We start from the raw sequence: 23,449 nt of genomic DNA, 5'->3' as shown, positions 1-23,449 counted from the left end.
NGGTCGGCGGCGAGTGCCCGGTCCCAGGCGGGGCCGAGCTGGCCGGGCTCGTCGACGGCTATTCCGCCGAGGCCGACCGCGCGGGCGAAGTCGGCGTAGGAGACCTCGGGCAGCGTCTGCGACTCGGTGAACTTCGGCGCGCCCTGCATCGCCCGCATCTCCCAGGTGACCTGGTTGAGGTCGTTGTTGTGCAGCACGGCGATGACGAACCGCGGGTCGGACCACTCGTGCCAGTAGCGGGCGATGGTGAGCAGCTCGGCCAGGCCGTTCATCTGCATGGCGCCGTCGCCCTCGAACACGACGACCGGCCGGTCCGGGTGGGCGTACTTCGCGCCGATCCCGTACGGCACGGCGGGGCCCATCGTCGCGAGCGTCCCCGACAGCGAGCCGCGCATGTCCCCGCGCAGGCGCAGGTCGCGGGCGTACCAGTTCGCCGCCGAGCCGGAGTCGGCGGCCAGGATGGTGTTGTCGGGCAGCCGGGCGGAGGCCTCCCAGAACAGCCGCATCGGGTTGATCGGCTTGCCCTCGACGTGCGCCTCCCGCTCGACGGTCTCCCACCAGCGGGCGACGTTGCCCTCGATCGTCTCCCGCCAGGAGCGGTCCTCCTTGCGGTCGAGCAGGGGCAGCAGCGCCCGCAGGGTCGCCGCCGCATCCCCGACCAGGTTGATCTCGTACGGGTAGCGCATCCCGATGTAGCGGGCGTCGAGGTCGATCTGCACGCCGCGGGCCTGGTGCAGATCGGGCAGGAACTGGGTGTAGGGGAAGCTTGAACCGATCGTGAGTAGCGTGTCGCAGTCCCGCATGAGCTCGTAGCTCGGCCGGGTGCCCAGCAGGCCGATGGCGCCGGTGACGAAGGGCAGATCGTCGGGCAGCACGTCCTTGCCGAGCAGCGCCTTCGCGACGCCGGCGCCGAGCCGGTCGGCGACCTCGATCAGCTCCGCCCGGGCGCCGCGGGCTCCCTGGCCGGCGAGGATCGCCACCTTCTTCCCGGCGTTGAGCAGCTCCGCGGCGGCCCGCACGCCGGCGTCGTCGGGGGACACCGCCGGCCAGCGCACCCCGAGGCTGGACGGCACCATCTTGAACGCGTGCGTCGGCGGGGAGTAGTCGAGCTCCTGCACGTCCGCGGGCAGGATGACGCAGGTCGGGGCCCGCTCGGCGAGGGCGACCCGCAGGGCCCGGTCCAGGACGTTGGGGAGCTGCTCGGGGACGTTGACGACCTGCACGTACTCGCTGGCCACGTCCTTGAACAGGCTGAGCAGGTCGACCTCCTGCTGGTAGGAGCCGCCCATCGCGCTGCGGTTGGTCTGGCCGACGATCGCGACCACCGGGACGTGGTCGAGCTTGGCGTCGTACAGCCCGTTGAGCAGGTGGATCGCGCCCGGCCCGGAGGTCGCCGCGCAGACCCCGACCTTCCCGGAGAACTTCGCGTACCCCACCGCCGAGAACGCGGCCATCTCCTCGTGCCGGGCCTGGATGAACCGCGGTCGGTTCTCGGCCCGCCCCCAGGCGGCGAGCAGCCCGTTGATGCCGTCGCCGGGATAGCCGAACACGTGCTCGACGCCCCAGTCGCGCAGCCGGGCCAGGATGAAGTCGCCCACGGTCTGGCTCATGAAGCCGTTCCTCTCGTCGCGCGTCGCCATTGCCCACGCCGGCCGCTGTCCGCGCCCGCCGGTGCCAACGCCCGCCGGTGCCAACGCCCGCCGCTGCCAACGCCGGTATGTCGGGTCCCCTACCCGCGCCCGACGTCCAAAACCGGCGGCGCTCCCGCCCGACCGAAAGCGGCGTGGATGACGCGGCCGTGGGGTTCCGGCCGGTTCTGTCGGTGCCCGGTCATAGGCTGCGGCCCGAGCGCGAACGGCCGTCGCGCGGCTGGAGCGGTCCGTCCTGTCCGTCGACGTGAGGAGTACCGATGTCGGAGTTCACCGGTTTTCCGCCGGAAGCCCTGGTCTTCTACGACGGGCTGGAGGCCGACAACAGCAAGGCGTACTGGACGGACCATCGCGAGATGTACGCCAAGGCCGTGCGCGGCCCGATGGTCGCCCTGCTCGACGCCCTGGAACCGGAGTTCGGCGAGCCGCACCTGTTCCGGCCGAACCGCGACGTCCGTTTCTCGAAGGACAAGTCGCCGTACAAGACGGTGATCGGCGCCCACAACGAGCACGGCGGCTACGTCCAGGTGTCCGCGGCCGGGCTGATGGTCGCCACCGGCTACTGGCAGACCGCGCCGGACCAGGTGGAGCGGCTACGGGCCGCGGTCGCCGACGACGTCACCGGCCCGAAGCTCGAAGCCGTCGTCGCGGGCCTGCGTAAGGACGGTTACGAGATCTCCGGCACCCGACTGAAGACCCGTCCGCGCGGCTACGACGCCGACCATCCGCGCATCGAGCTGCTGCGGCACCGCACGCTCACCGTCCACCGCGAGTTCGGCGAGCCGCCCTGGCTCGCCGAGCCCGAATGCGTCGACCGCGTCGCCGCCGCCTGGCGTGACATGCGCGTCCTGCGCGACTGGCTCGACCGCCACGTCGGCCCCACCCGCCTCCCCCAGGACCGCCGCCGCTGACGGAAGGGTCGAGCCCGCGCGTTCCGCGGGGGTCCCGCCCGGCCCGGCAACCGAGGCGGGGCCGGGCCGGGCGGGAGGATCTATTGCGCGGGCGGCGTCACTGCGCGGGCGGCTCGTCGGCGAGGAGGTCCTGCAGCTCGCGCAGGGCGATCGTGAGCTGCTCGGCGAAGGCGTGCAGGCCGTCGGCGACCGCGCGTGGGGTGCTCAGGTAGAGGTTGAACCGGTCCGGCAGCAGCACGTAGGCGACGCCGATGCACTGGCTGCTCGTCGAGCCGAAGCCGAAGAACTCGACGTTGACCGACGGCGCCGAGCTGGTGCTCAGGAAGTCGTCACGCGTCTTCAACCAACCTGGGGTGTCGTAGAGCGCGATCGGCTCGCTCACCCCGAGTTCGGCGCCGCGGCGGCGGGCGATGAACTGCAGCTCCCACAGATGCTGCTCGGGCGCGCGCCCGGCCTGGCAGTCCTTCGCGCGGCGCACGTGCGCGTCGGCGGCGGCACGGAACGCGGCCCGCTTCGCCGCCGGGTCGGCGGCCGGGTCCTGCATCGCCGCGACGAACTGATGGATCTGCGGGGTGACGACCCGCATCGCCTCGGTGCGTCCGCGCCGCCACTGCCGCGTCGCGATCGACTCGTAGGTGGCGCCCACATGCCCCTTGGCCCGGACGTGCGCGAGCTGGTAGGCGAGCTGGACGAAGGCATCCGGCGAGGTCCGCAGCGCCTTGGCCCGGTTCTGGCCGAAGTCGTCGAAGGACAGCACGGTCGAGGCGGTCGCCGCGGCGAAGTCCGTGAACGACGCGCCGGCGTCGGCGATGTCCGCACGCAGGTCGGCGTCGAGGACGAACCCGACGGGCTCGACGGCGGGCAGGCCCTGCGGCTGGGCACCGGAGCTCGCCGAGTGCTCCTGCGGTGAGGTGGACAGCAGGTCGTCGACGAAGCTGAGGATCGTCGTGCCGTCCAGGCCGCAGTGCTCCACGTTGATGCCCGCCCGGCCGTCCGGGAACACGATCAGCGAGACGGCCTTGTCGAACCAGCGGTTGCCGGCGTCGCCGTGCAGGAGCTGGTCGCAGGCGGCGAGGTTGTCGGCCGGCGTGGCCTCCTCCAGGCAGAGGCAGAACAACGCGGTCTCGATGGTGTCAAGCGCGGCGGCGTTGGCTGGGTCGAGGGCGGACAGCCGCTCCCGGCTCTGCGCCCAGGCGGCGCGCGCCTTCGTGGTGAGCTGGCCGACCGCGGCGTCGGCCGGTACCCGCGTCGGCGCCGCCTTGAGCACGGCGGTGAGGCCCGCGGCGAGGTCGTCGAGCGTGTACGGGTGCCCGTCCGGGCCGACCACGTCGAGGCGGACGATGTTCCCCCGGTGGAGGACCACGATGTGGCGCGCGGGGGAGGGGCCGGGCCAGGCGTCGCTGTACGGGGTGCGCACGGTGTCCTGCACGGCGCCGGGGATCCGGGTGGTGGAGAACAGGTAGGTGTTCTGGGCCATCGACAGCACCTGACCGCGTTGCCGGACCGGTTCGATCCGCTCGTCGTCGAGGCGCAGCTTGTAGTCGACGGCCGCCGCGATCAGGCCCGCGGCCCGCTCGACCTGCGGCTGCTCCGCCGCGCCGGCGGCGTCGTCGTCGGTGAACAGGAAGATGTAGTTGGCGTTGAGCGCGATGCGGTCCCGCCGGCCGAGGTAACGGGAGTCCCAGAAGTCGTCCAGCCAGCTCTGCACGCCCTCGGTCGCCTCGTAGCGCTCCAGCGCGGCGTGCAGGACCGGACCGGGGCCATCGGAGCCCTGGAAGGCGGTCACGGCCGCCGCGGTCGTCGCGCGCTCGGCCGGGGTGAGCAGGGGGGCGGACCACTCGAGGAAACGCTCGCAGCTCGCCGCGAGCGTGGGCAGCGGCACCCGGGGCAGCAGGTCGTCGTAGGCGAAGGTTCCGGTGGTGCGCTGGTCGGATGGGGTCGCGTTCATCCTGGGCCTCGGCTTGTCTCAGGGGGGCTCGGCTGGTCTCAGGGACTCGGCTGGTCGTGGCGGTGGGGCTGGCTGTGGCGGTGGGGCTGGTCGCGGCGGTGGGGCTGGTCTCGGTGTCTCGACTGGGCGCGGAGTCCCGGCCTGGTCCGAGCGCGCCGCCGGGGGCGCTGATCGGGTTGTGTCGGGTCCGGCGTCGCCGGGTCCGCCGGAGCTCGAGGGTCCCATGAGACGACCGGATCGTGCGGGTCGTCGCCACCCCTGGGTGGTACCGACTGGCTCACCACGGCGCTCGGGTCCGCCGCCACAGTCCTCGCGTCCGCCGCCACGGTTGTCAGGTCTGCCGTCACGGTTGTCAGGTTCGCCGTCACGGTTGTCAGGTTCGCCGCCCGGTCAGGGTGCCGGCGGGCTGCTGGCCGAAGACGGGCCGATTCGCCCCGCGGCCAGCGGCGCTGCGCGGTCTGGAGACATGCAACTGGGCGTAGAGCCAGCCCTCGGTCTCCAGCCCGCGGGGGTCCACGCCCACCGAGGCCAGCGTGTCGAGGACCTGCTCCTGCTCCTGGGCGGAGGCGAAGCGCCGCTGCGGGAACACCCCGTCGACATGGACGGTCTCGTAGCCGAGCTCGTCGAGCGTCTCGGTGAACGGCGCGAAGGGGAACATCCGCAGCACGAAGTGGGCCATCCAGGGTCGCCGGTCGCCGGCCGCGCGGGCCACCCGGGCGAGCGTCCGTTCGCTGACATAACCGATACAGCCCGTGGAGATGACGAGGTCGGCGCCGTCGAGGCGGGCGCGTTCGGCCTCGGTGGGGTCCCGCTGCTCCAGGTCGGCGCAGACGGCCTCGTCGAGGAAACCCGCGGCCAGCGCGTAGGAGATCGCCGGCGCGGAGGTGTCCAGACCGACGAAGCGAGTCCCGCTCGGCCGGCGGTGGGCGCGGACGAGGTCGCGGTCGCGGTCCAGCAGGGCATCCCGACCCGGACTGGGCTGGCCGCCGTAACGCTCGAACAGGTCGTCCATCGTCAGGTCGCAGCGCAGCAGTGCGGCGTTGATCCCGTAGGAGCAGCCGATGTCCAGCACGGTCGGGGGGAGCCGACGCTGTGCCCGGCACTCGTCGATGAGCCGGCTGAAGAACGGCTTGGCGAGCTGGGGGATGTGGTAGCCGAGCGTCCGCAGGGTGCTGAAGTAGGCCTGCGGGTCGGGTTGCGTGTAGATGTGGTCGAGGGCGACCTTGCCGGTGTCGTCGAATTGCAGGCCGTCGTCGAACCGCAGGCCGTCGTCGAACTGGCCGGCCGGATCGGCACCGACGTCGATGGGTTGGGCGTCGACGGGATGGGCGTCGGTGGTGTTGGCGTCGGTGGGGTCGGCGTCGGTGGGGTCGGCGTCGGAATGCACGCGGGACGCTCCTCCTCGAACGGCGGTGCGGCTGTCGGGACCGGCGGGGGCTCGCGGGGGCTCGACGAGGGCGGGTTCAGTCCAGCAGTGCGTCGACGCGCACGGCGCTCGCCTCCGCGGCCAGGTGGCCGGGCAGGACGCGACCGAAAAGCTGGCGGGTGCGGGCGACGCTGCCGACCACTCCCGGCCGCTCGGTGTACGCGAAGATCGCCGAATGTCGGGCGATTTCGCCCTGGACGGGGCTGACCCGGTGCATGGAATAACGTCCGAGGAAGAGCTGCAGGTCGCCGGGGCGAAGGACCAGGCGCCGGACGAGGTGAGCGCCCTCGCCGGCCAGCACGGCTCGGACGGCGGGAAAGTTCTCCGCCTGCGCCGTGCGGATGTTCGGGCAGTACTCGAACTCGCCGCCGAACTCCGGCTCCTGGGTCAGCATGCTGACCGCGAACTCGTTGGTGTCGAAGTGCCAGGGGTGTTCCAGCCCCGGGGTGATCACGTTCAGGCAGAGCCCGGCCAGCGGATCGGCGAGTTCATGCACCTGCACCAGCCCGAAGCAGGCCGCGACGAAGCGCTGGAACGGCTCGCTGCGGTAGAGCCAGTGGATGGCGAAGTCGGTGGGAATCTGGTCCCGGGCGACGAAGGCGTTACCCCGGCGCATGGCGATCCGGCCGGGGTGGTCGGCCGGNAGCGCGGAGTCGATCGCAATGTTGTAGGCGTTGACGGTCTCGATCTCGTCGTAGGCCAGCGGGGCCACGGTGGCGCATTCTCGGGCCAGGGCGGGAAACACGGTGGGATGAATGAATCCAGGTAGCACGCAACAACCGTCTGTGCGCAGATCGTGCCGCGCGCGGGAGACGGCGGTCCACCACAGCGGGTTGGCCGGGTCGGCGAGGGGATAACTCGTCGTGTCGACCAACTCGCTGATTGATCGAGCGTCCGCNGCACTCATGACACTCCTCTCCACCACCCGTTCACGGCTGTTCCCGGCAACGTGAACCTTCCGTGACCGGAACGGGAATTACCCCATGTTGACCCGGAAGTCACGATGGTGAAGGTTAGTGTGAGATGCGACACGATCGGTGGTTTGGCCGGCCGGAACTGTTGGCGTGTGCCGTTGTCCGGCTGCTAGGGCCAGGCTCGATCGACCGTAGCCGCCAGGACCGCAAAGGCAGGTGACCTGCACCTTTACGGTCGGCGGCGGACGGTGGGCCATACCGCGCCCGCCCGTGTGGACCGGGTTCACCTACCCGAACGTGCCACCAGGTGCGGCGGATCGCCGCGCACCCGGCCGCGCACCCGGCCGCGCGCCCGGCCGCGCGCCCGGCCGCGCGCCCGGCCGATCGCCTGGCGTTACGTCGACCTCCGGACCGACCCTGCGCCCGCGTAGCCTGCGCGAGCGCAGGAGCCGCGGGTCCGTGGGGGCGAGCGCGGGCTGACAATCCGATCCCCGGCGTTCCGCGCGGCCTGGTCCGTCGTCTCCTGGCCCGTCGTCCGGGTCACGTCCGGCCGGCCCGGCCCGCAGCGGCGCGGCTCCCCGCACGGTGCCCGGAGAGTGCCGCGGGCGGCGATCGAGATTCTCCGAACAGGCGAATCGGCGAGCGAATCTGAATACCATCTGTGCCAGCCCGATTCCGATTCCGCTTCCGGTGACGGCCGTGGGGAATCGCGGCCGGGGGAGAATCGAGAGGACGCCCGCAGTGGCCTCAGCCCCGCACGCGGACCATGTCGTCGCCGTTGTCTTCGCCGACGCGGCGCTCATCATCGCCCTCAGCGCGCTGTTCGCGCAGGTGGCCCGCCGATGCCGACAGCCCGTGGTGATCGGCGAGATCCTCGCGGGCCTCGCGCTCGGCCCGAGCCTGCTCGGCCTGCTGCCGGGAGATCTGCCGAGGACGCTGTNCCCCCCGGACATCCGGCCGTACCTGAACATCCTGTCCCAGCTCGGCCTGGTGCTGTTCATGTTCGTCGTCGGCTACGACCACGACCTCGGTGACGTCCGCCGTAGGGGAGGGCTGACGGCCGCCCTGACGGCCGCGTCGANCCTGGTGCCGTTCGGCAGCGGTATCGGCGCTGCCGCCATCCTGCATCCGTGGCATCGGAGCGTCGAGGGAAAGGCGGTCGGCCTCCTGCCGTTCGCGCTGTTTCTTGGCACCGCCATGTCCATCACCGCGTTGCCGGTACTCGCCCGCATTCTCACCGAGCGGCGTATGGCCGGCGACGTCGTCGGGAGAATGGCGCTGACCTGTGCGGTCATCGGGGATGCCGTCGGCTGGTGCACACTCGCGGTGGTCGTCGCCGTGGTGAATGCGAGCGGCCCGTGGGGATTCCTGCGCATGGTCGGCGAGCTCGCCGGCCTCGTCGCCGTGCTGGCGGTCGTCGTGGCGCCGCTGGCCCGGGTGCTGGCGCAGCGGGCGGCGGCGCGGGCGGATCCGCGCAGCGTCGGCCCGGCCCTGCTCACCTTCGCCGTCGTCGGCCTGCTGATCTGCTCGTGGGCGACCGCCGAGATCGGGCTGCACCCGGTGTTCGGGGCGTTCGCGTTCGGCGCCGCGCTGCCCCGGTCGAGCCTCGGCCGGCTCGCGCCGGACCTGGGTGTGAACATCGAGCGGTTCGGGGCGATCCTGCTGCCGGTCTTCTTCGTCGCAGCCGGCCTGTCGGTGGATCTCGGCGCCGTGGACGGGCGCGGCCTGCTGGAGATCCTGCTGATCGTGGCGGTGGCATTCGCGGCCAAGATCATCGGGGCGGGCGGTGCCGCCGCACTGGCCGGGCTGGGCCGCCGAGGGGCGACGACCTTCGCCGTGCTGATGAACACCCGTGGGCTCACCGAGATCGTCGTGGCTCAGATCGGCCTGGACATGGGCGTGCTCGACCGGACGACCTTCACGGCGCTGGTCGTGATGGCGCTGCTCACCACCGCGGCCACCAGCCCGCTGCTCGACCGCCTGGGCATTCCCGTGCCGCCNGTGACTCCCATCCCGGCCTCCCGGTCACCCCTCGACGCCACCGCGCCAACGCCGACCAGCGAGGCGAGCCGGCTGTCTCAGAAGCCGGCGAGGTAGGTGGCGGTCTTCGCCGGGTCGAGGAACCAGTGCTGGAAGTCGCTGGGATCGTCGAAGCCGTTGACGAAGCGGCGGGCGACGGCGTCGTGCGTCCCCGCCGCGCCGAGGATCTGCTGGACGTGCTCCGGCGGCGGGGCGAGCAGCGCGTTGGTCCAGGTGGTGACGTGCTGGGCGTAGTCCCAGTACCGGTCGAAGGCGCCCTGCATCCAGGCGCGGTCGAACGGCCTGTCGCCGTGGGCGAGGATGCTGTCGAGGTAGGAGGCGGCACACTTCGCGGCGTTGTTCGCGCCCTGCCCGGTGATCGGGTCGTTGGCGACGACGACGTCGGCCATCCCCAGCACCGCCCGGCCCGACGGCAGCTCGCCGACCGGCCGGCGCACAACGGGGGTGTAGCCGCCGGCGAGCGTGGCATGGGTGTCGGTGAGCTCCACGTCGGTGCAGCGCTCGTGCTCCCACGGCACGTACGTCCGGGTCAGCTCGAGGATGCGGCGCAGGTGTTCGGCGGGCTCGGGGTGGTCGTCCCAGCAGTCCAGCGGGCCGCCGGGGATTCCCTCGAAGAACAGGATGTCGCAGTTCCCGCTGAGTGTGTACGCCGGGATGACGAACAGTTCCCCGACCCCGGGGGCGATGTTGAAGCGGACGCCGGGGGCGTCGGGGTGCTCGGGGCGCGGCGCGAGCCCGTGCACGTATGCCAGCGACAGCACCCGCTGCGGCGCGGTGTACGGCGAGCGGGCGGCGTCCCGGTCGAACAGACCGACCAGCTCGCCCTTGCCCGCCGCCACGATGACGAGGTCGTACAGCTCGGCGAGGTGGTTCAGGTCGGAGGTGGTGACCCCGGAGATGATGAGTTTGCCGCCGCGTTCCTCGAGCAGCTCCGACCAGCCGGCCATCTTCACCCGCTGGTCGATGGACTGGGCGGGATGATCGAGCCGGCCGAACCAGTCCAGCGCCCGGGTGCCGTCCGGCGCGGCCAGCGACACGCCCAGCCCCTCGATCCCGACCGCGTCGGCCTCCCACAGGTTCAGCCCGTGGTCGCGCTCGTGCTGCAGCGCCGTGTGGAACATGGCCTGGGTGGACATCACCCGGCCGGTGCGGATCTCCTCGGGGGTGCGCGCCGACATCATCGTGACGTCGTAGTCGTGCTCCCGCAGAGTGAGGGCGAGCTGCAGGCCCGACTGGCCGGCGCCGACGATCAGGATCTTGCGCATGGGTGCGTCCTCCTCGGGGTCAGGCCAGGGACGGTGGGTCAGGCCAGGGACGGTGGGTCAGGCCAGGGACATGGCGTAGCGGACCAGCGCCCGCAGGGCCTCGGCGGTCGACGCCGGGTCCCNCGCGTCACAGGTGATCAGCGGAATGCTCGGTCGCAACGCGAGGGCGTCCCGCACCTCGTCGAGGTCGTGCCACAGCCGGCCGTCGAACAGGTTCACCGCGACGAGGAAGGGCACCGTCGAGTCATGCTCGAAGTAGTTGACCGCGGCGAAGGACTGGTCGAGCCGGCGGGTGTCGGCGAGGACGATCGCGCCCAGGGCGCCGCGGGACAGGTCGTCCCACAGGAACCAGAACCGCGCCTGGCCTGGCGTGCCGAACAGGTAGAGCACCAGGTCGGAGTCCAGCGAGATCCGGCCGAAGTCCATGGCGACCGTCGTGGTGGTCTTCTCGCCGTGCGGGGGCAGGTCGTCGACGCCCTCGCTGGCCTCGGTCATCCACGCCTCGGTGTTGATCGGCGGCACNTCCGACACCGAGCCGACCAGCGTCGTCTTGCCGACGCCGAACCCGCCGGCGATCACGATCTTCGCCGAGATCATCAACTGGTCCGGGTCGGCGCCGGCGACCTGTCCCGGTGCGTGCCCGCTCAGACCGGCAGCTCCCGCAGCCCGCTGAGGATCCGCTCCAGCACACCGCGGTCGTGGGAGTAGGCGTGCGCCGTCGGATGGATGAACACCGCGCCCTGGGCGGCAAGATCGCTGATGAGCACGCGGACGACCCCGAGAGGGATCGACAGGATCGCCGACAGCTCGGCGATCGACAACTGCGCGCGGGCCCGCTCGTAGAGCGCCTTCGACTCGGGCATCAGTGACTCGCTCAGTGCCGGGTCGTAGCGGGGGACCGAGACCAGCGTCTCCACCAGCAGGTGGTGGNGGGTTCTGGTGCGTCCCCCGGTGAGGGCGTACGGGCGGATGCGCCGGCTGCGCGTCCGCGTCCGCGCCCGCGGTTCCGGCGTCACAGTTGCCGGCCGGCGAGGACGCGGCGCAGGTCCGCGCGGGTCTGCGGGGTCAGCGCGTGGCCGGCGTGCAGCACGAACTGGGTCATCTCGTAGGCCACGACCTTCATGTCGCAGTCAGCGTCGGTGAGCACCGCGAGGCCCGCGCCCGCGTCGATGCCCATGAACAGCAGGTATCCCGACGACATCCGGACAATGATCTGCTCGCAGGTCCCCTTGTCGAACAGCGCGGCGCTGTTGCGGGCGAGGCTCAGCATCCCGCTGGCGATCGCGGCGAGCTGCTCACCCTCGACGGTGCCGACCGTGTCCGAGGAGGTGAGCGACAGNCCGTCGGACGACAGGATCAGGGCGTGGGAAACCCCGTGCACTCTGGCGACGAAGTCGTTGATGAGCCAGGTGAAGTCGTCGTGTCCCTGGCGGTTGGTCGTATCCGTCACGGCTTCTCTCAGGCCCCTCGCTGCTCGTCACGGGCGGTGCGTTCCCCCTCGGTGAACGCACCGAGGTCGGCGAGCAGCCGCTCGTGGTCCGCCACCTGGGCCGCCCCTGCCGCGGGCGGGGCCGCCGGCGGCGGGGCCGCGAGCGGGCCGGTGCCGTTCTTCAGACTGCGTGACACCCGGCGGGGCAGGCCGCTGGCAGTGGTCTCGACGGCGGCCGGGCCGGCGGCCGGGTTCGCTGGCCGGCTCGCTGGCGGGTTCGGCACGGGCCGCAGCGCCGGAGAGGCGGTCGGCCGCGCGGAGTGGGCCGCCGGCGCGGTCGGGCGCGGTCGGGCCAGGTGCGCGGACCGGCGTCCGGGCAGCCCGGCGGCCGTCGCCACGTGCGCCGCGGACCCGACGGTACGCACGGCGGAGACGGCGGGCGCGACGGTGACGGTCTGGGCGCCCGACCAGCTCGCCTCGGGCAGCTCGCAGATCAGCGCTGCGGGCAGCAGCACCGAGGCGGTCGTCCCGTGCGGGTGGCGGCGGTCGAGCCAGGTGCGCATCTCGTGCCGGGCCGCGATCCGACCGACCACGGCCAACCCCATGTGCCGCACGGCGTCGTCGTCGAGGGTCGGGCCGGCGCGCAGCCGCTCGTTGAGCCGGCGCATCCGCTCCGGGGGCAGGCCGATGCCCTCGTCCTCGACCCGTAGCAGCGCGCTGCCCTGCTCGGTCAGGTGCACGCCGACGCGCACCGGCGCGCTTGGCGGAGACGACTTGGTGGCATTGTCGAGCAGTTCTGCCAGCAGCCGGCCGACGTCCTCGGCGGCGAATCCGACCACACCGAGCGGGACGACCCGGCCGATGGCGATGCGGGAGTAGTGGTCGATGGAGGACATGGCCGCGCGGATCACGTCGACCATCGCCGCGGTGTCCGACGCCGTCTCGCTGGCGTCCCGCCCGGCGAGGATGCGTAGGTTCTNGGCGTTACGGCGCAGCCTGGCGGCGAGGTGGTCGAGCTGGTAGAGCTCGTCGAGCCGCTCGGCGTCCTCCTCACGGGCCTCCATCTCCTCGAGCTGGGAGAGCAGGGAGTCCACCAGGTTCAGGTCGCGCAGCGCGACGTCGGCGCAGATCGCCGACAGCGCCTGCGCCGCGGCCGCGGTCATGGCCGCGGCCGGGTCGCCGTCCGCAGGGAGGGCGGTTCCCGCGGGTAGGGCGGTGTTCGCGGGAAGGGCGGTGTTCGCGGGAAGGGCGGTGGCCGCCGGCTGGGCGGTGGTCGGCGCCGGCATGGCTGTGGAGCCCGGCGCGGGTCTCGTCGGCGCCGCGGCGGGCGGGACCGCCGGGCGGGAGTGCGCCCCGGGCGAAGCGAGGAGCTGCGCGGCGACCTCGCGGGAGTTTCCGAGCAGTGCGCGCGATCGTTGGAACAGTTCTCGGGCTCGTGTCGTCATCCCGTCCTTACTGCTCTCTCTCGTGCGGGTCCCTCCCGCCTCCGGCACCCCCGTCAGGCTGGTATGCAATCAGACGCCCGCCGGCCTCGTCCAACCGACTTGCCCGATCCCGGGGTGAGATGTCCCTAGTTGTTCCGATCGACGGCGGGAATGGGCGCGGCTATCTGCCGCGGTGCCGCCGGTAACACCGGATGAACGCGGTGGGCGGGCGACTGGCCTGCGGCTACGGCGGGATCCCCGGATGTGGTCGGGGTCAACCGCGCCCGGCACAACCCGTGGACAGCGCATTGCGCGGACCCGTTCCCCATGGCGGCGGCAATGCGCCCGCCGGGATGCCCGTGGGGCCCGCAATACCGCCCGGCGCATCGACGGCACGGCAGATTTCCCGTTACCCGGAGAACTATGTGGGACCAACAGGGTCGCTACGGCGTGGATCGGTGCGGGCGGGTCCGTGGTTGGTCCGACCGGCGCCGCCGGCCGCGGACTGCGCGCGAGGGCGTCGACCGCCTGCCCCCGCCGGCACGGTGCCCGCCCGCGCCGGCTAGCCTCTGCTCCTTCCACGAGCAAGGGGAGTTCCACGAGCAAGGGGAGCCGATGAAGAACTGGCGGGCGCTCGCTCTGACCGCCCTCGTCGCCGTTCTCGCAGCCTGCGGCGGTTCTGGGGGCGCTGGCGGCGCCGGGGGATCCGGCGGGCCGCCCGCCGGGGCCACGCCCAGCGCCGGCGCGTCGGCCGCGGGCGGGGGGAGCGCCTTCGACCTGATGCACGACTCGGAGGCGGCGGCGGCGTTCGTGACGGCCTTCCGTGCGCAGTTCCCCGCCCTCGCCGCCGGCCGCAGCGACACCGCCCTGCGCGACGACGGCACCCACCTCTGCCTCGACGACCTCCCCGAGGGTGGCGACCGCCTCGCGCTGACCCGCATCCCGGCCCGGTTCGCCGACGGCGGCATCACCCCCGACCAGCCGACCTCCGGCGCCATCCTGGCCCTGGCCCGGTCGACGGTCTGCGCCGCCGCCTCGACGCCGTAGCGCCGGGGCCGTCTCGCACCGCTGCGGCTGCCGCGCACCGCCAGGTCGTCAGTAGCCCCAGCGGGCGAGATGGTCGGCGCCGACCCGGAAGGCGTCGGCGAGGACGCGGATGCGGGCGGGCCGGCGTGCCGGATCCGAGTCGAGCGCCCGGACCAGCACCTCGTCGAGGGTGTCCGGCACCGGAAACGGCAGCGGAAGCCCACGCAGCGGCGCCGGCCCGCCGCGCGCCGGCATGACGCCGGTCAGGCAGTGGTAGGCCATGGCCGCCAGCCGGAACACGTCCGTGCGCACCCCGATCCGCGGTTTGTGCAGCCCGAGGCGCTCCTGCTCGGGGGCCCGGTACTCGGCCGGCCCCTCCTCGGCGTGGCGGGCGACTGTGGCGAGCCCCAGGTCGCGCAGCGTCGGCGGTCCCGCCTGCGGGTCGGCCCCCGGCAGGATCAGGCCATCAGGGGTCAGGGCCCGATGGCTGTGCCCCGCCTCGTGCAGGGCCGCGAGGACGTCACCCGCGCCCGCGGNGGTGCGCAGCAGGGCGACGGCGGTCGAGGGGTTCGGTGCCCAGGTGCGGCCCAGCGCCGCCCGGCCCTCACCCGGCGGCGCACCCCAGAGCCTCGGGCCTGCCGTCGGGCGCGGGGACGGGTAGCCGGGTCCGGTCGGCCGTACCGGATGGAGGCGGGGCCGGGTCGGCCCCCGGTCGGCGCGGCGCGGGGGGCCGAAGACCTCCCGCCAGGTCGGACCCGCCAGCCGGCCGGAGAGCAGGCCGGCCTCCACCGGCGTCACCTGGCCCTCGATCAGGTCGGGCAGGCCGCGCCGACCACCGATCTCGGCGAGCAGGCGGATCTGACTGTCCACGGTCGCGAGCTTCGCGTCCGCCGCGAACCCCGGCCGGCGCACGAGGACGTGGCGAAACCACACCGGGCGCGGCGGCGGACCCGGCAGTGAGGCGGTTCCCTCCCGCAGCACCCAGGATCCGTCGCCGCCGCGCCGTTCCCACGGATTCCCCTCCAACAGGCAGGTGCGGGCTGCCACCCGCACCGTCTCACCGCCCAACCAGGACACGTCGGCGGGCGTGGTGCGGCGTGCGGGCCGGGGATCCGTGACCGGCGTCGGCCCGTCCGCCATGCCGGACCAGGCGTAGCCGGCCGCGCGGGGCCAGGCGTAGTAGGCGGCGCGCACGTGCGCGGCCACCGGCCGGCCGAGTCGGGCCCGCAGGCCGTTCTCGTCCCACATGTCGATGCGGATCGAGGTTGCCGCCTGCTGCTCGCGCCGCCAGCGGTCCCACCACATCGCCGTCGGCTGATCCAGCGAACCGGGAACGCAGAGAATCCACCGGTCGATCCCATAGCCGTACTCGCGTGCATTCCGCACCGCGGCCCGGAACGAGTCCCTGATCTGCGCGCGATGGCTCTCCCGCACCAACGGCAGGAGGTATTTGGCCTGCCAAGCGATGATCCGGTCATCGAGGTGGCCGAGGAAGACATCGATCCCCGCGGACCCGGGGTTGGCGCCTATCAGCCGGATCAGCCGGAAGCCCGGATGCAGCGCATCGACGAGCTGGGCGATCATCTGTTCGAAATCGTCCCGTGCGCCGGCCTCGCTGTGCGTGCGCAGGCCGTGCACGCGAAAGTCGACGGGGAACGGGCCAAGGCGCGGATCCGGCATGCGAGATCGCTCTTCCCGGGGCGGCGGAGGGAGACATCGGCCGACCGATTCTAGCTGAATCGTCCTGCTCCGGCTTGCTTCCGGACGTTCCGCCCGGCTCGTCGCCGCAGCGCGCCGGGCGTCACGCGGACGCCGCCACGAGCGGCCCCGTGCGGCGCCGGCGGCATTTCCTGCCGCGCCGCACCACGCCGCTCGCGACCGCTGACTTCCGCGCGGTTTCACGAATGCGAGCCGCCTATTCGGGATATCTTCGCGCCCTACCCGGTCTTCCGTTCATCGCGCCAGAGGAGCAGGCCATGCAACGGTTTTCCCGCCGCGGGCGGGCCGCCCGGCCCGTGCCCAGCGCAGTGGAGGCGGCGGCACCCGAGGTTCGCGCCGCCGCCGAAACCTACGGATGGGCGGCCCTCGCGTTCTACGACATCTCGGTGACCTGGTTGAACAACCGGTATGTGTGGCGTTGTCCGGCCGCCGTGATCAACCGACAGTACAATGCGTACGCGACCGTCCGGCATCTCGAGGTCGGCGTCGGTACCGGCTATCACCTGGCGCGGGCCCGCTGGCCGGGGNGGGCGGCGATCACCCTCGCCGACCTCAACGAGAACACTCTGCGCTGGACGGCCCGCCGGATCCGCCACCACGAAGTGAGCACCGCCGTCGTCAACGCGCTGGAGCCCTTTCCCGACCTGCCCGGGGCGCCGTTCGCCTCGGCCGGGGTGGGCTACTTGCTGCACTGCATCCCCGGCCGGCTCGACGAGAAGGCCCCCGCGGTCCTCGGCAACATCGCCGCGGTGCTCGAACCGGGCGGGGTGGTGTTCGGCAGCACGATCCTCGCGCCGGGGCCGGGGACACCGCCGCGCGCCCGCCGGATGATCCGGCTGCTGAACCGCCGCGGCATCCTGAACAACACCGAGGACACCGCCGCCGACCTCGACCGCGCGCTCGGCACCGTCCTCGCCGAGCACACCCTGGAACAGGTCGGCGAGGTGGCCCTGTTCACCGGCCGCACGGCGGCCCCCGACGGGAGTTGACCCGCGCCCCGGGCGGCGTGGGGGCCTCGGCACGCCGGCCGGGTGCCGTCGCCGAGTGCACCTCGCCGGTTCAACTCGGGTCGCCGGTTCAACCCGGGTCGCCGGTTCGACCCGGGTCGGTGGTTCAGTCCGGTTCGGGAGGCTCGGCGGACCCGGCGAGGACGTCGAGGAGCTGCTCGCCGTACTTGGCCAGCTTGTTCTCGCCGACGCCGCTGATCGTGGCGAGGTCGGCGAGACTCGTCGGCAGCTGCGTGGCGATCTCGCGCAGCGTCGCGTCGTGGAAGATCACGTAGGCGGGGACGCCCTGCTCCTTTGCGGTGGCGCCGCGCCACGCCCGCAGCTTCTCGAACACCGGCGCGGCCTGCGCCGGCAGATCTACCGACGCGGTGCGCCGGGCCCGGCCCGCGCCGGCCGAGGCGGCGTCGCCGCCGGCTCTGGCACTCGACCGCGCGACCCGCTCGGGCTCGCGGCGCAGCGCCACCGTGCGCGTCCCGCGCAGCACGTCCGCGCTGGCCTCGGTGAGCGCCAGCGTGCCGTGTTCGCCCTGGACGGCGAGCAACCCCTGGGCCAGGAGCTGGCGCACGACCCCGCGCCAGTCGAGCTCGCGCAGATCCTCGCCGACGCCGAAGACGGTCAGGGTCTCGTGGCGGTGCTGGGTGACCTTGGGCGTCGACCGGCCCAGCAGGATGTCGATGACGTGGCCCGCGCCGAAGCGCTGATGGCGCTCCCGATCGAGGCGCAGCACGGCGGAGAGCAGTTTCTGGGCGGCGACCGTGCCGTCCCAGGACTGCGGCGGCTCGAGGCAGGTGTCGCAGTTGCCGCAGGCCGCGGTGCCGCGCTGGCCGAAGTAGGCGAGCAGGCCGACGCGGCGGCACTCGACCGTCTCGCACAGGGCGAGCATGGCGTCGAGGTGGGTGCCCAGCCGGCGGCGGTGCGCCGCGTCGCCGGGGGAGGCGTCGATGAGCCGGCGCTGCTGGACGACGTCCTGCAGTCCGTAGGCCAGCCAGGCGGTCGAGCGCAGGCCGTCCCGACCGGCGCGCCCGGTCTCCTGGTAGTAACCCTCGACGGACTTCGGCAGGTCGAGGTGGGCGACGAAGCGGACGTCCGGTTTGTCGATGCCCATGCCGAAGGCGATCGTCGCGACCATGACGATGCCGTCCTCGCGCAGGAAGCGGGCCTGGTTCTCGGCCCGGACGCGGTTGTCGAGCCCTGCGTGGTACGGCAGCGCGGGGATCCCCTGACCGGCCAGGAACTCGGCGATCTTCTCGACCGACGCCCGGGACAGGCAGTAGACGATGCCCGCGTCACCGGGGTGCTCGGTGCGCAGCAGGTGGAGCAACTGCGCCTTCGGCTCCTTCTTCGGCACGATGCGGTACTGGATGTTCGGCCGGTCGAAGTCCGCGACGTGGTGGTAGGCGTCCGCCAGGCCCAGCCGGGTGGTGATCTCCTTGTGCGTCTCCGGCGTCGCGGTGGCGGTGAGCGCGACGCGCGGCACGCTCGGCCAGCGTTCGTGCAGCATCGACAGCATCAGATAGTCGGGCCGGAAATCATGCCCCCACTGCGCGACGCAGTGCGNCTCGTCGATCGCGAACAGCGAGATCCTGCCCCGGTCGAGCAGGCGCAGCGTCGCCTCGACGCGCAGCCGTTCCGGCGCGAGGTAGAGCAGGTCGAGCTCGCCGGCGAGGAAGGCGGCCTCGACTGTCCGCCGCTGGTCGAGGTCCTGGCTGGAGTTGAGGAAGCCGGCCCGCACNCCGAGCGCCCGCAGCGCGTCGACCTGGTCCTGCATCAGGGCGATGAGCGGGGACACCACGATTCCGGTGCCCGGGCGGACGAGGGCGGGGATCTGGTAGCACAGCGACTTGCCGCCGCCGGTGGGCATGAGAACCAGCGCGTCGCCGCCGTCGACGACATGCTCGATGATCTCCCGCTGGCCCGACCGGAACGACTCGTAGCCGAAGACCCGCCGCAGGACCTGCGCGGCGGCGCCGGCGGTACCGGCGGTACCGGTGGCACCCTCGGCGCTCCCGGCGGCACCGGCGGAGGTGCCCGACGGGTCGGCGGGGTGCCCCTCGGGGCCGGGCGGCAAGGTCATTTCGCCACCCTACGGCCATCCGTCCGGGTCGGTGGACCGCGGTCCGCGGCTTGTGGACAACCGCCGTGGTCCACAGCCCGGGACGTTCGTCGAGGTCGGGAAGCCGACGACCATGGGCGGACAGGCGCGGGCTCGCTACCATCCAGATGATTTGTCACCGCGACGCCCAGCACCGGCGGGAGTTGTCCACCCGTGGGCTCGGCGCGGCCGCGGTCCGGGCCGAGGAGAAGATCGCGTCATGCCAACCGACCCGGAGCGGGGCGCGGTCGCGGCCCTGCGCCTCACCGACCCCGTCCAGGTCGGGCCTCACCGCCTGCTCGGCCGGCTCGGCGGCGGCGGAATGGGCGTGGTCTACCTCGGCGACGGCCCGCTCGGCCAGGTCGCCGTGAAAATCATCAGATCCGAGCTGGCCGACAACCCCAGCTTCCGGGTCCGCTTCCAGCGGGAGCTGCAGGCCTGCTTCCGGGTCCGCGGCCGGCACACCGCCAAGCTGCTCGACTTCGACATCACCGCCGAGCCGCCGTGGCTGGCCACCGAGTTCCTCGCCGCGCCCNCCCTGGGCCAGCACATCACCCGCCACGGCCCCCTCGACGAGGCCGACCAGGTGCGGCTGGCGGCCGGGCTCGCCGACGCGCTCGTCTCGATCCACGCGGCCGGCCTCATCCACCGCGACCTCAAGCCGTCCAACGTGATGTGGACGGCCGCGGGGCCGATCGTGATCGACTTCGGGGTCGCCGCCGTGCGCGACGCCGATCAGCTCACCGCGACCGGAGTGCTGATCGGCACGCCGGCCTGGCTGGCCCCCGAACAGGTCACCGCCGGTGAGGCCGCCGTGGCCTCCGACGTGTTCGCCTGGGGTGGCCTGGTGGGCTACGGCGCCACCGGGCAGCCGCCCTACGGGGAGGGGCCGTCCGACGCGGTGACCTACCGCATCGTCCACGAGGAACCCCGGGTGGACTATGCGCGGATCGCCCCGTCGCTGCGGGAGCTTGTCGCCCGGTCGATGGCCCGCCAACCCACCGACCGGCCGACGGCTGCGGACCTGCGCGCGGCCCTCGCGGACGCGGCCGGCCTCGATGCGGCCGGCGGCGACGCCGCCGCGGGTCCGGGAGCCGTCTCCAGTCCGGGAGCCGCTTCGGGTTCAGGCGCTGTTTCGGGACCGGGCGCTGTTTCGGGACCGGGTGCTGCGGCCGGCGGGGGCGTGCTGATGGACGCCAGCCGACCGCACGACTCGGCTCGTCCAGCCGGGTCCGTCCCGAACCGGGATGTCACGCTGACCGTCCATGCACCCACCCCGCCGAGCGGCCCGCCGCCGACGATCCCGTCGCCGCCGACGCCCGCCGGCAGCCCGACGCCCGCTGGCACACCACCGTGGAACCTGTCCGGCCTCGCCGACGCCGCGGCGGGGGAGCGGACCTCCGCCGGCGCCTCCGCCGGCGGGCCGAAGCGTCGGCGCCGTGCCCGGCTGCTCGGGCTCGGCGTCGCGGTCGTCGTGCTCGCGGCGGCAGCGGTCACCGCCGTGCTGCTCACCCGCGGGGACTCCGGCGCGGACGGGCCGACGACCTTCAGCTACGCCGCCACCGGCCCCTGGCGGCTGGTCGTCACCGACCGCCAGTCGGGCAACGACGTGGGCTGCACCCTGTCGCCGCACGGCGCCAACCCGTCGGGGCTGACCGGGTCGGACACCGTCTACGGGGAAAGGATGTTCCAGGTCCACCAGACCGGGCGGATCGAGTTGGNCGTGACGCCGTCCACCACGGGCTGCCAACTGAGCGCACTGGCCGGCGGCGGCGACGCGACCCTGNCGTTCACTGTCCAGCAGACCGGCGACAGCAGCGCCTTCCACGCCCCCAGCGCCGTCGAGGTCCAGGTCAAGGACTTCAACGGCAGCGAGTCCTGCGAATTCGTGCTGCGCGATCTCGCCAGCGGGGAGAACGTCGACTTCGCCACCGCCACCAAGGACGCGCCGGTCGTCAGGCTCGACCCCGGCGGCCGCAGCCAGGTCTACCTGGCCGCCAGTGACTGCTCGGTGCGGATCGGCGCCGCCGGCTGAGCCCAGGCGGTATCGGCCGGGCTCAGCCGACGCATCAGCAGATGCGGGGGAGCTGCTCGCCGAGCGGTCGGTCGACGATGCGGGTCCCGCCGAAGGCGGTGCGGGCGACGACGACGCCCGGGTGCTCCGCGGTGACGGAGCCGATCACCACCGCGTCGCGTCCCGCCGGGTGCGCCCGCATCGCGGCGAGCACCGCGTCCGTGTCGGCCTCGGCGACGAACGCGACGAGCCGGCCCTCGCAGGCCACGTGCAGCGGGTCGAGGCCGAGGAAGCCGCAGGCCGCCTCGACCACGGGCGGCACCGGTACCGCGGACTCGGTGAACTCGACGCCGGCACCGGCCGCGGCGGCGATCTCGCACAGCGCGGTCGCCAGGCCCCCGCGGGTCGGGTCGCGCAGCGCGTGCACCCCGGGGATGGTCGCGGCCAGCATGGCGGCGACCAGCCCGTGCAGCGCCGCGGTGTCGGAGCGGACGTCCCCGCCGAACTCCAGCCCCTCACGCACGCTGAGCACCGCGATCCCGTGCTCGCCGATCGGCCCGGAGACGATGATCCGGTCCCCGGGCGCCGCCCGGTCGGGCCGGACGTCCACTCCGGGCGGGACGAGCCCGACGCCGCTGGTGTTGACGTACAGGCCGTCGGCGAGGCCGCGCTCGACGACCTTGGTGTCGCCGGTGGCCAGCCGCACCCCCGCCGCCGCGGCGGCGTGGCCCATCGCCTGCGCAACCCGGCCGAGGACGGCGAGCTCCAGCCCCTCCTCCAGGATGAACCCGGCCGACAGTGCCAGCGGGACCGCGCCGCGGCAGGCCAGGTCGTTGACGGTGCCGTGGACGGCGAGCTCGCCGATCGAGCCGCCGGGGAAGAACAGCGGCCGCACGACGTAGGAGTCCGTCGTGAACGCCAGCCTGATCCCGCCGACGGCCAGGACCGCCGCGTCCGCCAGTGCCGCGTCCGCCGAGGCTGCCGACGCCGCGTCCAGCAGTGCCGCAGCCGGGTCACGTCGCGCTGTCGACCCGCCTGCGGCGAACGCCGGGAGGAACAGGTGTTCGATCAGCTCGCTGGTCAGCACGCCGCCGCCGCCGTGGCCCAGCACGATCCGCTGATGGTCACGCAGCGGGGTCGGGCAGGCCCAGCCGGTCATGTCCGCCAGGTCGGTCATGCCTCCACCGCCGCTGCCGGCCCGGCGGAGTCCGAGGTGTGGGCCCTGCCGGCCGGGGCGAGGCGCCGGTACTGGAAGTAGGCGGCGCACGCTCCCTCCGCCGAGACCATCGTCGCCCCCAGCGGGCGGCGCGGCGTGCAGGACGTGCCGAACGCCGCGCAGTCCGGCGGCCGGAGCAGCCCCTGCAGCACCGCGCCGCTGCGGCACGCCGCCGGTTCGGCGACGGTCAGGCCGCCGACGTCGAAACGGATCTCCGCATCGAAGTCGCGCCACGCGTCCGCGAGCCGCCAGCCCGAGTCCGGGATCGTCCCGATGCCCCGCCAGGCCCGATCGCACACCGTGAACACCTCGGCCAGGATCGCCCGGGCGGCCGGGTTGCCCTCGGGCTGCACCGCCCGCCGGTAGGCGTTGGCGAGCTCGGCCCGGCCGGCCTCGAGCTGCGCGACGGCGTGGCGCACCCCGTCGAGCAGGTCCAGCGGCTCGAACCCGGTGACGACGATCGGCATCCGGTGCGCGNCGACCAGCGGCTCGTACTGCTCGGTGCCCATCACCGTGCACACGTGGCCGGCGGCGAGGAACGCCTCCACCCGGTTGCCCGGGGCGGTGGCGACCGCACTCATCGCCGGCGGGACCAGCACGTGGCTGACGAGCATCGAGAAGTTCGCCAGCCGGCGGCGCCGTGCCGTCACCGCCGCCAGCGCGTTGGCCGGTGCGGTCGTCTCGAAGCCGACCGCGAAGAACACGACCTGCCGGTCGGGATGCGCCTCGGCGAGGTGGACGGCGTCCAGCGGCGAGTACACCACCCGGACGTCCCCGCCACGGGCCTTCACCGTGAACAGGTCCGTGTCGCTGCCCGGCACCCGCAGCATGTCCCCGAACGAGCAGAAGATCACCTCCGGGCGGGCGGCGATCGCCAGCGCCCGGTCGATCGTCTCCAGCGGCGTCACGCAGACGGGGCAGCCGGGCCCGTGGATGAACTCGACCTGGTCGGCGAGGAGCTGGTCGAGCCCGTGCCGGATGATCGCATGCGTCTGGCCGCCGCAGACCTCCATCAGCGTCCAGCGCCGGCTCGCGGTGGCGGCGATCGCGTCCAGCAGCCACCGGGCCAGCTCCGGGTCGCGGAACTCCGTCAGGTACTTCACCGGCCCACCTCGGCTTCGGCCGCGCCGAGCTCCTCGTCGAGCAGCCCGAGTTCGCGGAACATCGCCAGCGTCTGCCGCGCCGCGTCCTCGTCCACGGTCGTCAACGCGAAACCGGCATGAATGATCGTGTACTGCCCGACGGTGACATCGGACAGGTAGGCCAGGCACACGGTCCTGGTGACGCCGCCGAAGTCGACGAGCGCCATCCGGGTGCCGCGGTCATCCCAGATCTCGATGATCCGGCCGGGTATCCCCAGGCACATCGC

General features: G+C 73.2%; 11 protein-coding genes and 17 pseudogenes. 7 read left to right on the top strand and 21 right to left on the bottom strand.

All coding sequences use genetic code 11. The annotated features are described in order from the left end of the window. Nucleotide 1: 1 nt before the first annotated feature. Nucleotides 2–1,610 (bottom strand): thiamine pyrophosphate-requiring protein (locus FF86_RS22730; protein ID WP_242419306.1); only part of this gene is annotated, 1,609 nt, incomplete at its 3' end. Between the two features lie 299 nt (nucleotides 1,611–1,909). On the opposite strand from FF86_RS22730, the gene FF86_RS22725 reads away from it, so the two are divergent. After that, nucleotides 1,910–2,560, top strand: a complete 651-nt coding sequence (locus tag FF86_RS22725) for a DUF2461 domain-containing protein (RefSeq protein WP_044886843.1) — start codon at nucleotides 1,910–1,912, stop codon at nucleotides 2,558–2,560. A gap of 97 nt (nucleotides 2,561–2,657) precedes the next feature. Here FF86_RS22725 and FF86_RS22720 read toward each other — a convergent pair whose 3' ends face one another. From FF86_RS22720 to FF86_RS55235, 3 genes and pseudogenes are all read right to left on the bottom strand, one after another. Next, entirely contained in the window at nucleotides 2,658–4,508 is a 1,851-nt protein-coding gene (locus FF86_RS22720) for a choline/carnitine O-acyltransferase (protein WP_044886844.1), read from the bottom strand. 373 nt (nucleotides 4,509–4,881) lie between these two features. After that, complete coding sequence (locus tag FF86_RS22715; protein WP_063870478.1) at nucleotides 4,882–5,895, bottom strand: class I SAM-dependent methyltransferase; 1,014 nt, start codon at nucleotides 5,893–5,895, stop codon at nucleotides 4,882–4,884. A gap of 76 nt (nucleotides 5,896–5,971) precedes the next feature. Then, nucleotides 5,972–6,577: pseudogene (locus FF86_RS55235) on the bottom strand (arpA protein); the annotation flags it as partial. Nucleotides 6,578–7,433: 856 nt separating this feature from the next. Between FF86_RS55235 and FF86_RS64295 the strand changes: the two are divergent. The 3 pseudogenes from FF86_RS64295 to FF86_RS22705 all read left to right on the top strand — a co-directional run. Beyond that, nucleotides 7,434–7,788, top strand: a pseudogene (locus FF86_RS64295) (hypothetical protein); the annotation flags it as partial. Between the two features lies 1 nt (nucleotide 7,789). Next, nucleotides 7,790–7,929, top strand: a pseudogene (locus tag FF86_RS55220) (sodium:proton antiporter); the annotation flags it as partial. A gap of 1 nt (nucleotide 7,930) precedes the next feature. After that, nucleotides 7,931–8,848, top strand: a pseudogene (locus FF86_RS22705) (cation:proton antiporter); the annotation flags it as partial. Between the two features lie 78 nt (nucleotides 8,849–8,926). Here FF86_RS22705 and FF86_RS22700 read toward each other — a convergent pair. From FF86_RS22700 to FF86_RS55190, 9 genes and pseudogenes are all read right to left on the bottom strand, one after another. Then, a complete protein-coding gene (locus tag FF86_RS22700; protein ID WP_044886847.1) occupies nucleotides 8,927–10,153 on the bottom strand; it encodes a styrene monooxygenase/indole monooxygenase family protein in 1,227 nt (408 codons plus the stop codon). A gap of 57 nt (nucleotides 10,154–10,210) precedes the next feature. Continuing rightward, a pseudogene (locus tag FF86_RS55215) lies at nucleotides 10,211–10,275 on the bottom strand (ATP-binding protein); the annotation flags it as partial. Nucleotide 10,276: 1 nt separating this feature from the next. After that, a pseudogene (locus FF86_RS22695) lies at nucleotides 10,277–10,675 on the bottom strand (GTP-binding protein); the annotation flags it as partial. A gap of 1 nt (nucleotide 10,676) precedes the next feature. Next, nucleotides 10,677–10,801, bottom strand: a pseudogene (locus FF86_RS55210) (ATP-binding protein); the annotation flags it as partial. Next, nucleotides 10,798–11,083: pseudogene (locus tag FF86_RS22690) on the bottom strand (DUF742 domain-containing protein); the annotation flags it as partial. The pseudogenes FF86_RS22690 and FF86_RS55210, both read right to left, overlap by 4 nt. A gap of 82 nt (nucleotides 11,084–11,165) precedes the next feature. Then, nucleotides 11,166–11,492: pseudogene (locus FF86_RS22685) on the bottom strand (roadblock/LC7 domain-containing protein); the annotation flags it as partial. A gap of 1 nt (nucleotide 11,493) precedes the next feature. After that, nucleotides 11,494–11,603, bottom strand: a pseudogene (locus FF86_RS55200) (roadblock/LC7 domain-containing protein); the annotation flags it as partial. An 8-nt stretch (nucleotides 11,604–11,611) separates the two neighbouring features. Then, nucleotides 11,612–12,561 (bottom strand): annotated as a pseudogene (locus tag FF86_RS55195) (sensor histidine kinase); the annotation flags it as partial. A 1-nt stretch (nucleotide 12,562) separates the two neighbouring features. Continuing rightward, nucleotides 12,563–13,027: pseudogene (locus tag FF86_RS55190) on the bottom strand (ATP-binding protein); the annotation flags it as partial. A gap of 594 nt (nucleotides 13,028–13,621) precedes the next feature. Between FF86_RS55190 and FF86_RS22675 the strand changes: the two are divergent. Continuing rightward, a complete protein-coding gene (locus FF86_RS22675) occupies nucleotides 13,622–14,053 on the top strand; it encodes a hypothetical protein (RefSeq protein ID WP_044886852.1) in 432 nt (143 codons plus the stop codon). Nucleotides 14,054–14,569: 516 nt separating this feature from the next. Here FF86_RS22675 and FF86_RS22670 read toward each other — a convergent pair. From FF86_RS22670 to FF86_RS55180, 4 genes and pseudogenes are all read right to left on the bottom strand, one after another. Continuing rightward, nucleotides 14,570–15,712 (bottom strand): serine/threonine protein kinase (locus FF86_RS22670; protein WP_242419305.1); only part of this gene is annotated, 1,143 nt, incomplete at its 3' end. Between the two features lie 1,152 nt (nucleotides 15,713–16,864). Continuing rightward, nucleotides 16,865–18,315, bottom strand: a pseudogene (locus FF86_RS22660) (RecQ family ATP-dependent DNA helicase); the annotation flags it as partial. Between the two features lies 1 nt (nucleotide 18,316). After that, nucleotides 18,317–18,490: pseudogene (locus FF86_RS55185) on the bottom strand (hypothetical protein); the annotation flags it as partial. Between the two features lies 1 nt (nucleotide 18,491). Further along, nucleotides 18,492–18,832, bottom strand: a 341-nt coding sequence (locus FF86_RS55180; RefSeq protein WP_242419304.1) for a DEAD/DEAH box helicase, incomplete at its 3' end; no start/stop codon positions are given. 112 nt (nucleotides 18,833–18,944) lie between these two features. Between FF86_RS55180 and FF86_RS55175 the strand changes: the two are divergent. Both FF86_RS55175 and FF86_RS55170 read left to right on the top strand, forming a co-directional pair. Continuing rightward, nucleotides 18,945–19,385 (top strand): annotated as a pseudogene (locus FF86_RS55175) (hypothetical protein); the annotation flags it as partial. 1 nt (nucleotide 19,386) lies between these two features. Next, nucleotides 19,387–20,571 (top strand): annotated as a pseudogene (locus tag FF86_RS55170) (protein kinase); the annotation flags it as partial. Between the two features lie 348 nt (nucleotides 20,572–20,919). Here the strand turns inward: FF86_RS55170 and hypE are convergent. The 4 genes and pseudogenes from hypE to FF86_RS22640 form a co-directional block, all read right to left on the bottom strand. Beyond that, entirely contained in the window at nucleotides 20,920–22,041 is a 1,122-nt protein-coding gene (hypE, locus tag FF86_RS22650) for a hydrogenase expression/formation protein HypE (RefSeq protein ID WP_044886857.1), read from the bottom strand. Then, nucleotides 22,038–22,557 (bottom strand): annotated as a pseudogene (locus FF86_RS55165) (hydrogenase formation protein HypD); the annotation flags it as partial. The gene hypE and the pseudogene FF86_RS55165, both read right to left, overlap by 4 nt. 1 nt (nucleotide 22,558) lies before the next feature. After that, nucleotides 22,559–23,183 (bottom strand): hydrogenase formation protein HypD (gene hypD, locus FF86_RS55160; RefSeq protein WP_242419303.1); only part of this gene is annotated, 625 nt, incomplete at its 3' end. Next, nucleotides 23,180–23,446, bottom strand: a complete 267-nt coding sequence (locus FF86_RS22640; RefSeq protein ID WP_044886859.1) for a HypC/HybG/HupF family hydrogenase formation chaperone — start codon at nucleotides 23,444–23,446, stop codon at nucleotides 23,180–23,182. The genes hypD and FF86_RS22640, both read right to left, overlap by 4 nt. Nucleotides 23,447–23,449 lie beyond the last annotated feature (3 nt).

It is taken from the genome of Frankia sp. CpI1-P (assembly GCF_001421075.1).
Classification (GTDB): domain Bacteria; phylum Actinomycetota; class Actinomycetes; order Frankiales; family Frankiaceae; genus Frankia; species Frankia torreyi.
Note: the sequence above shows the minus strand (reverse complement) of the source record. Positions and strands in the feature narration are given on the sequence as shown.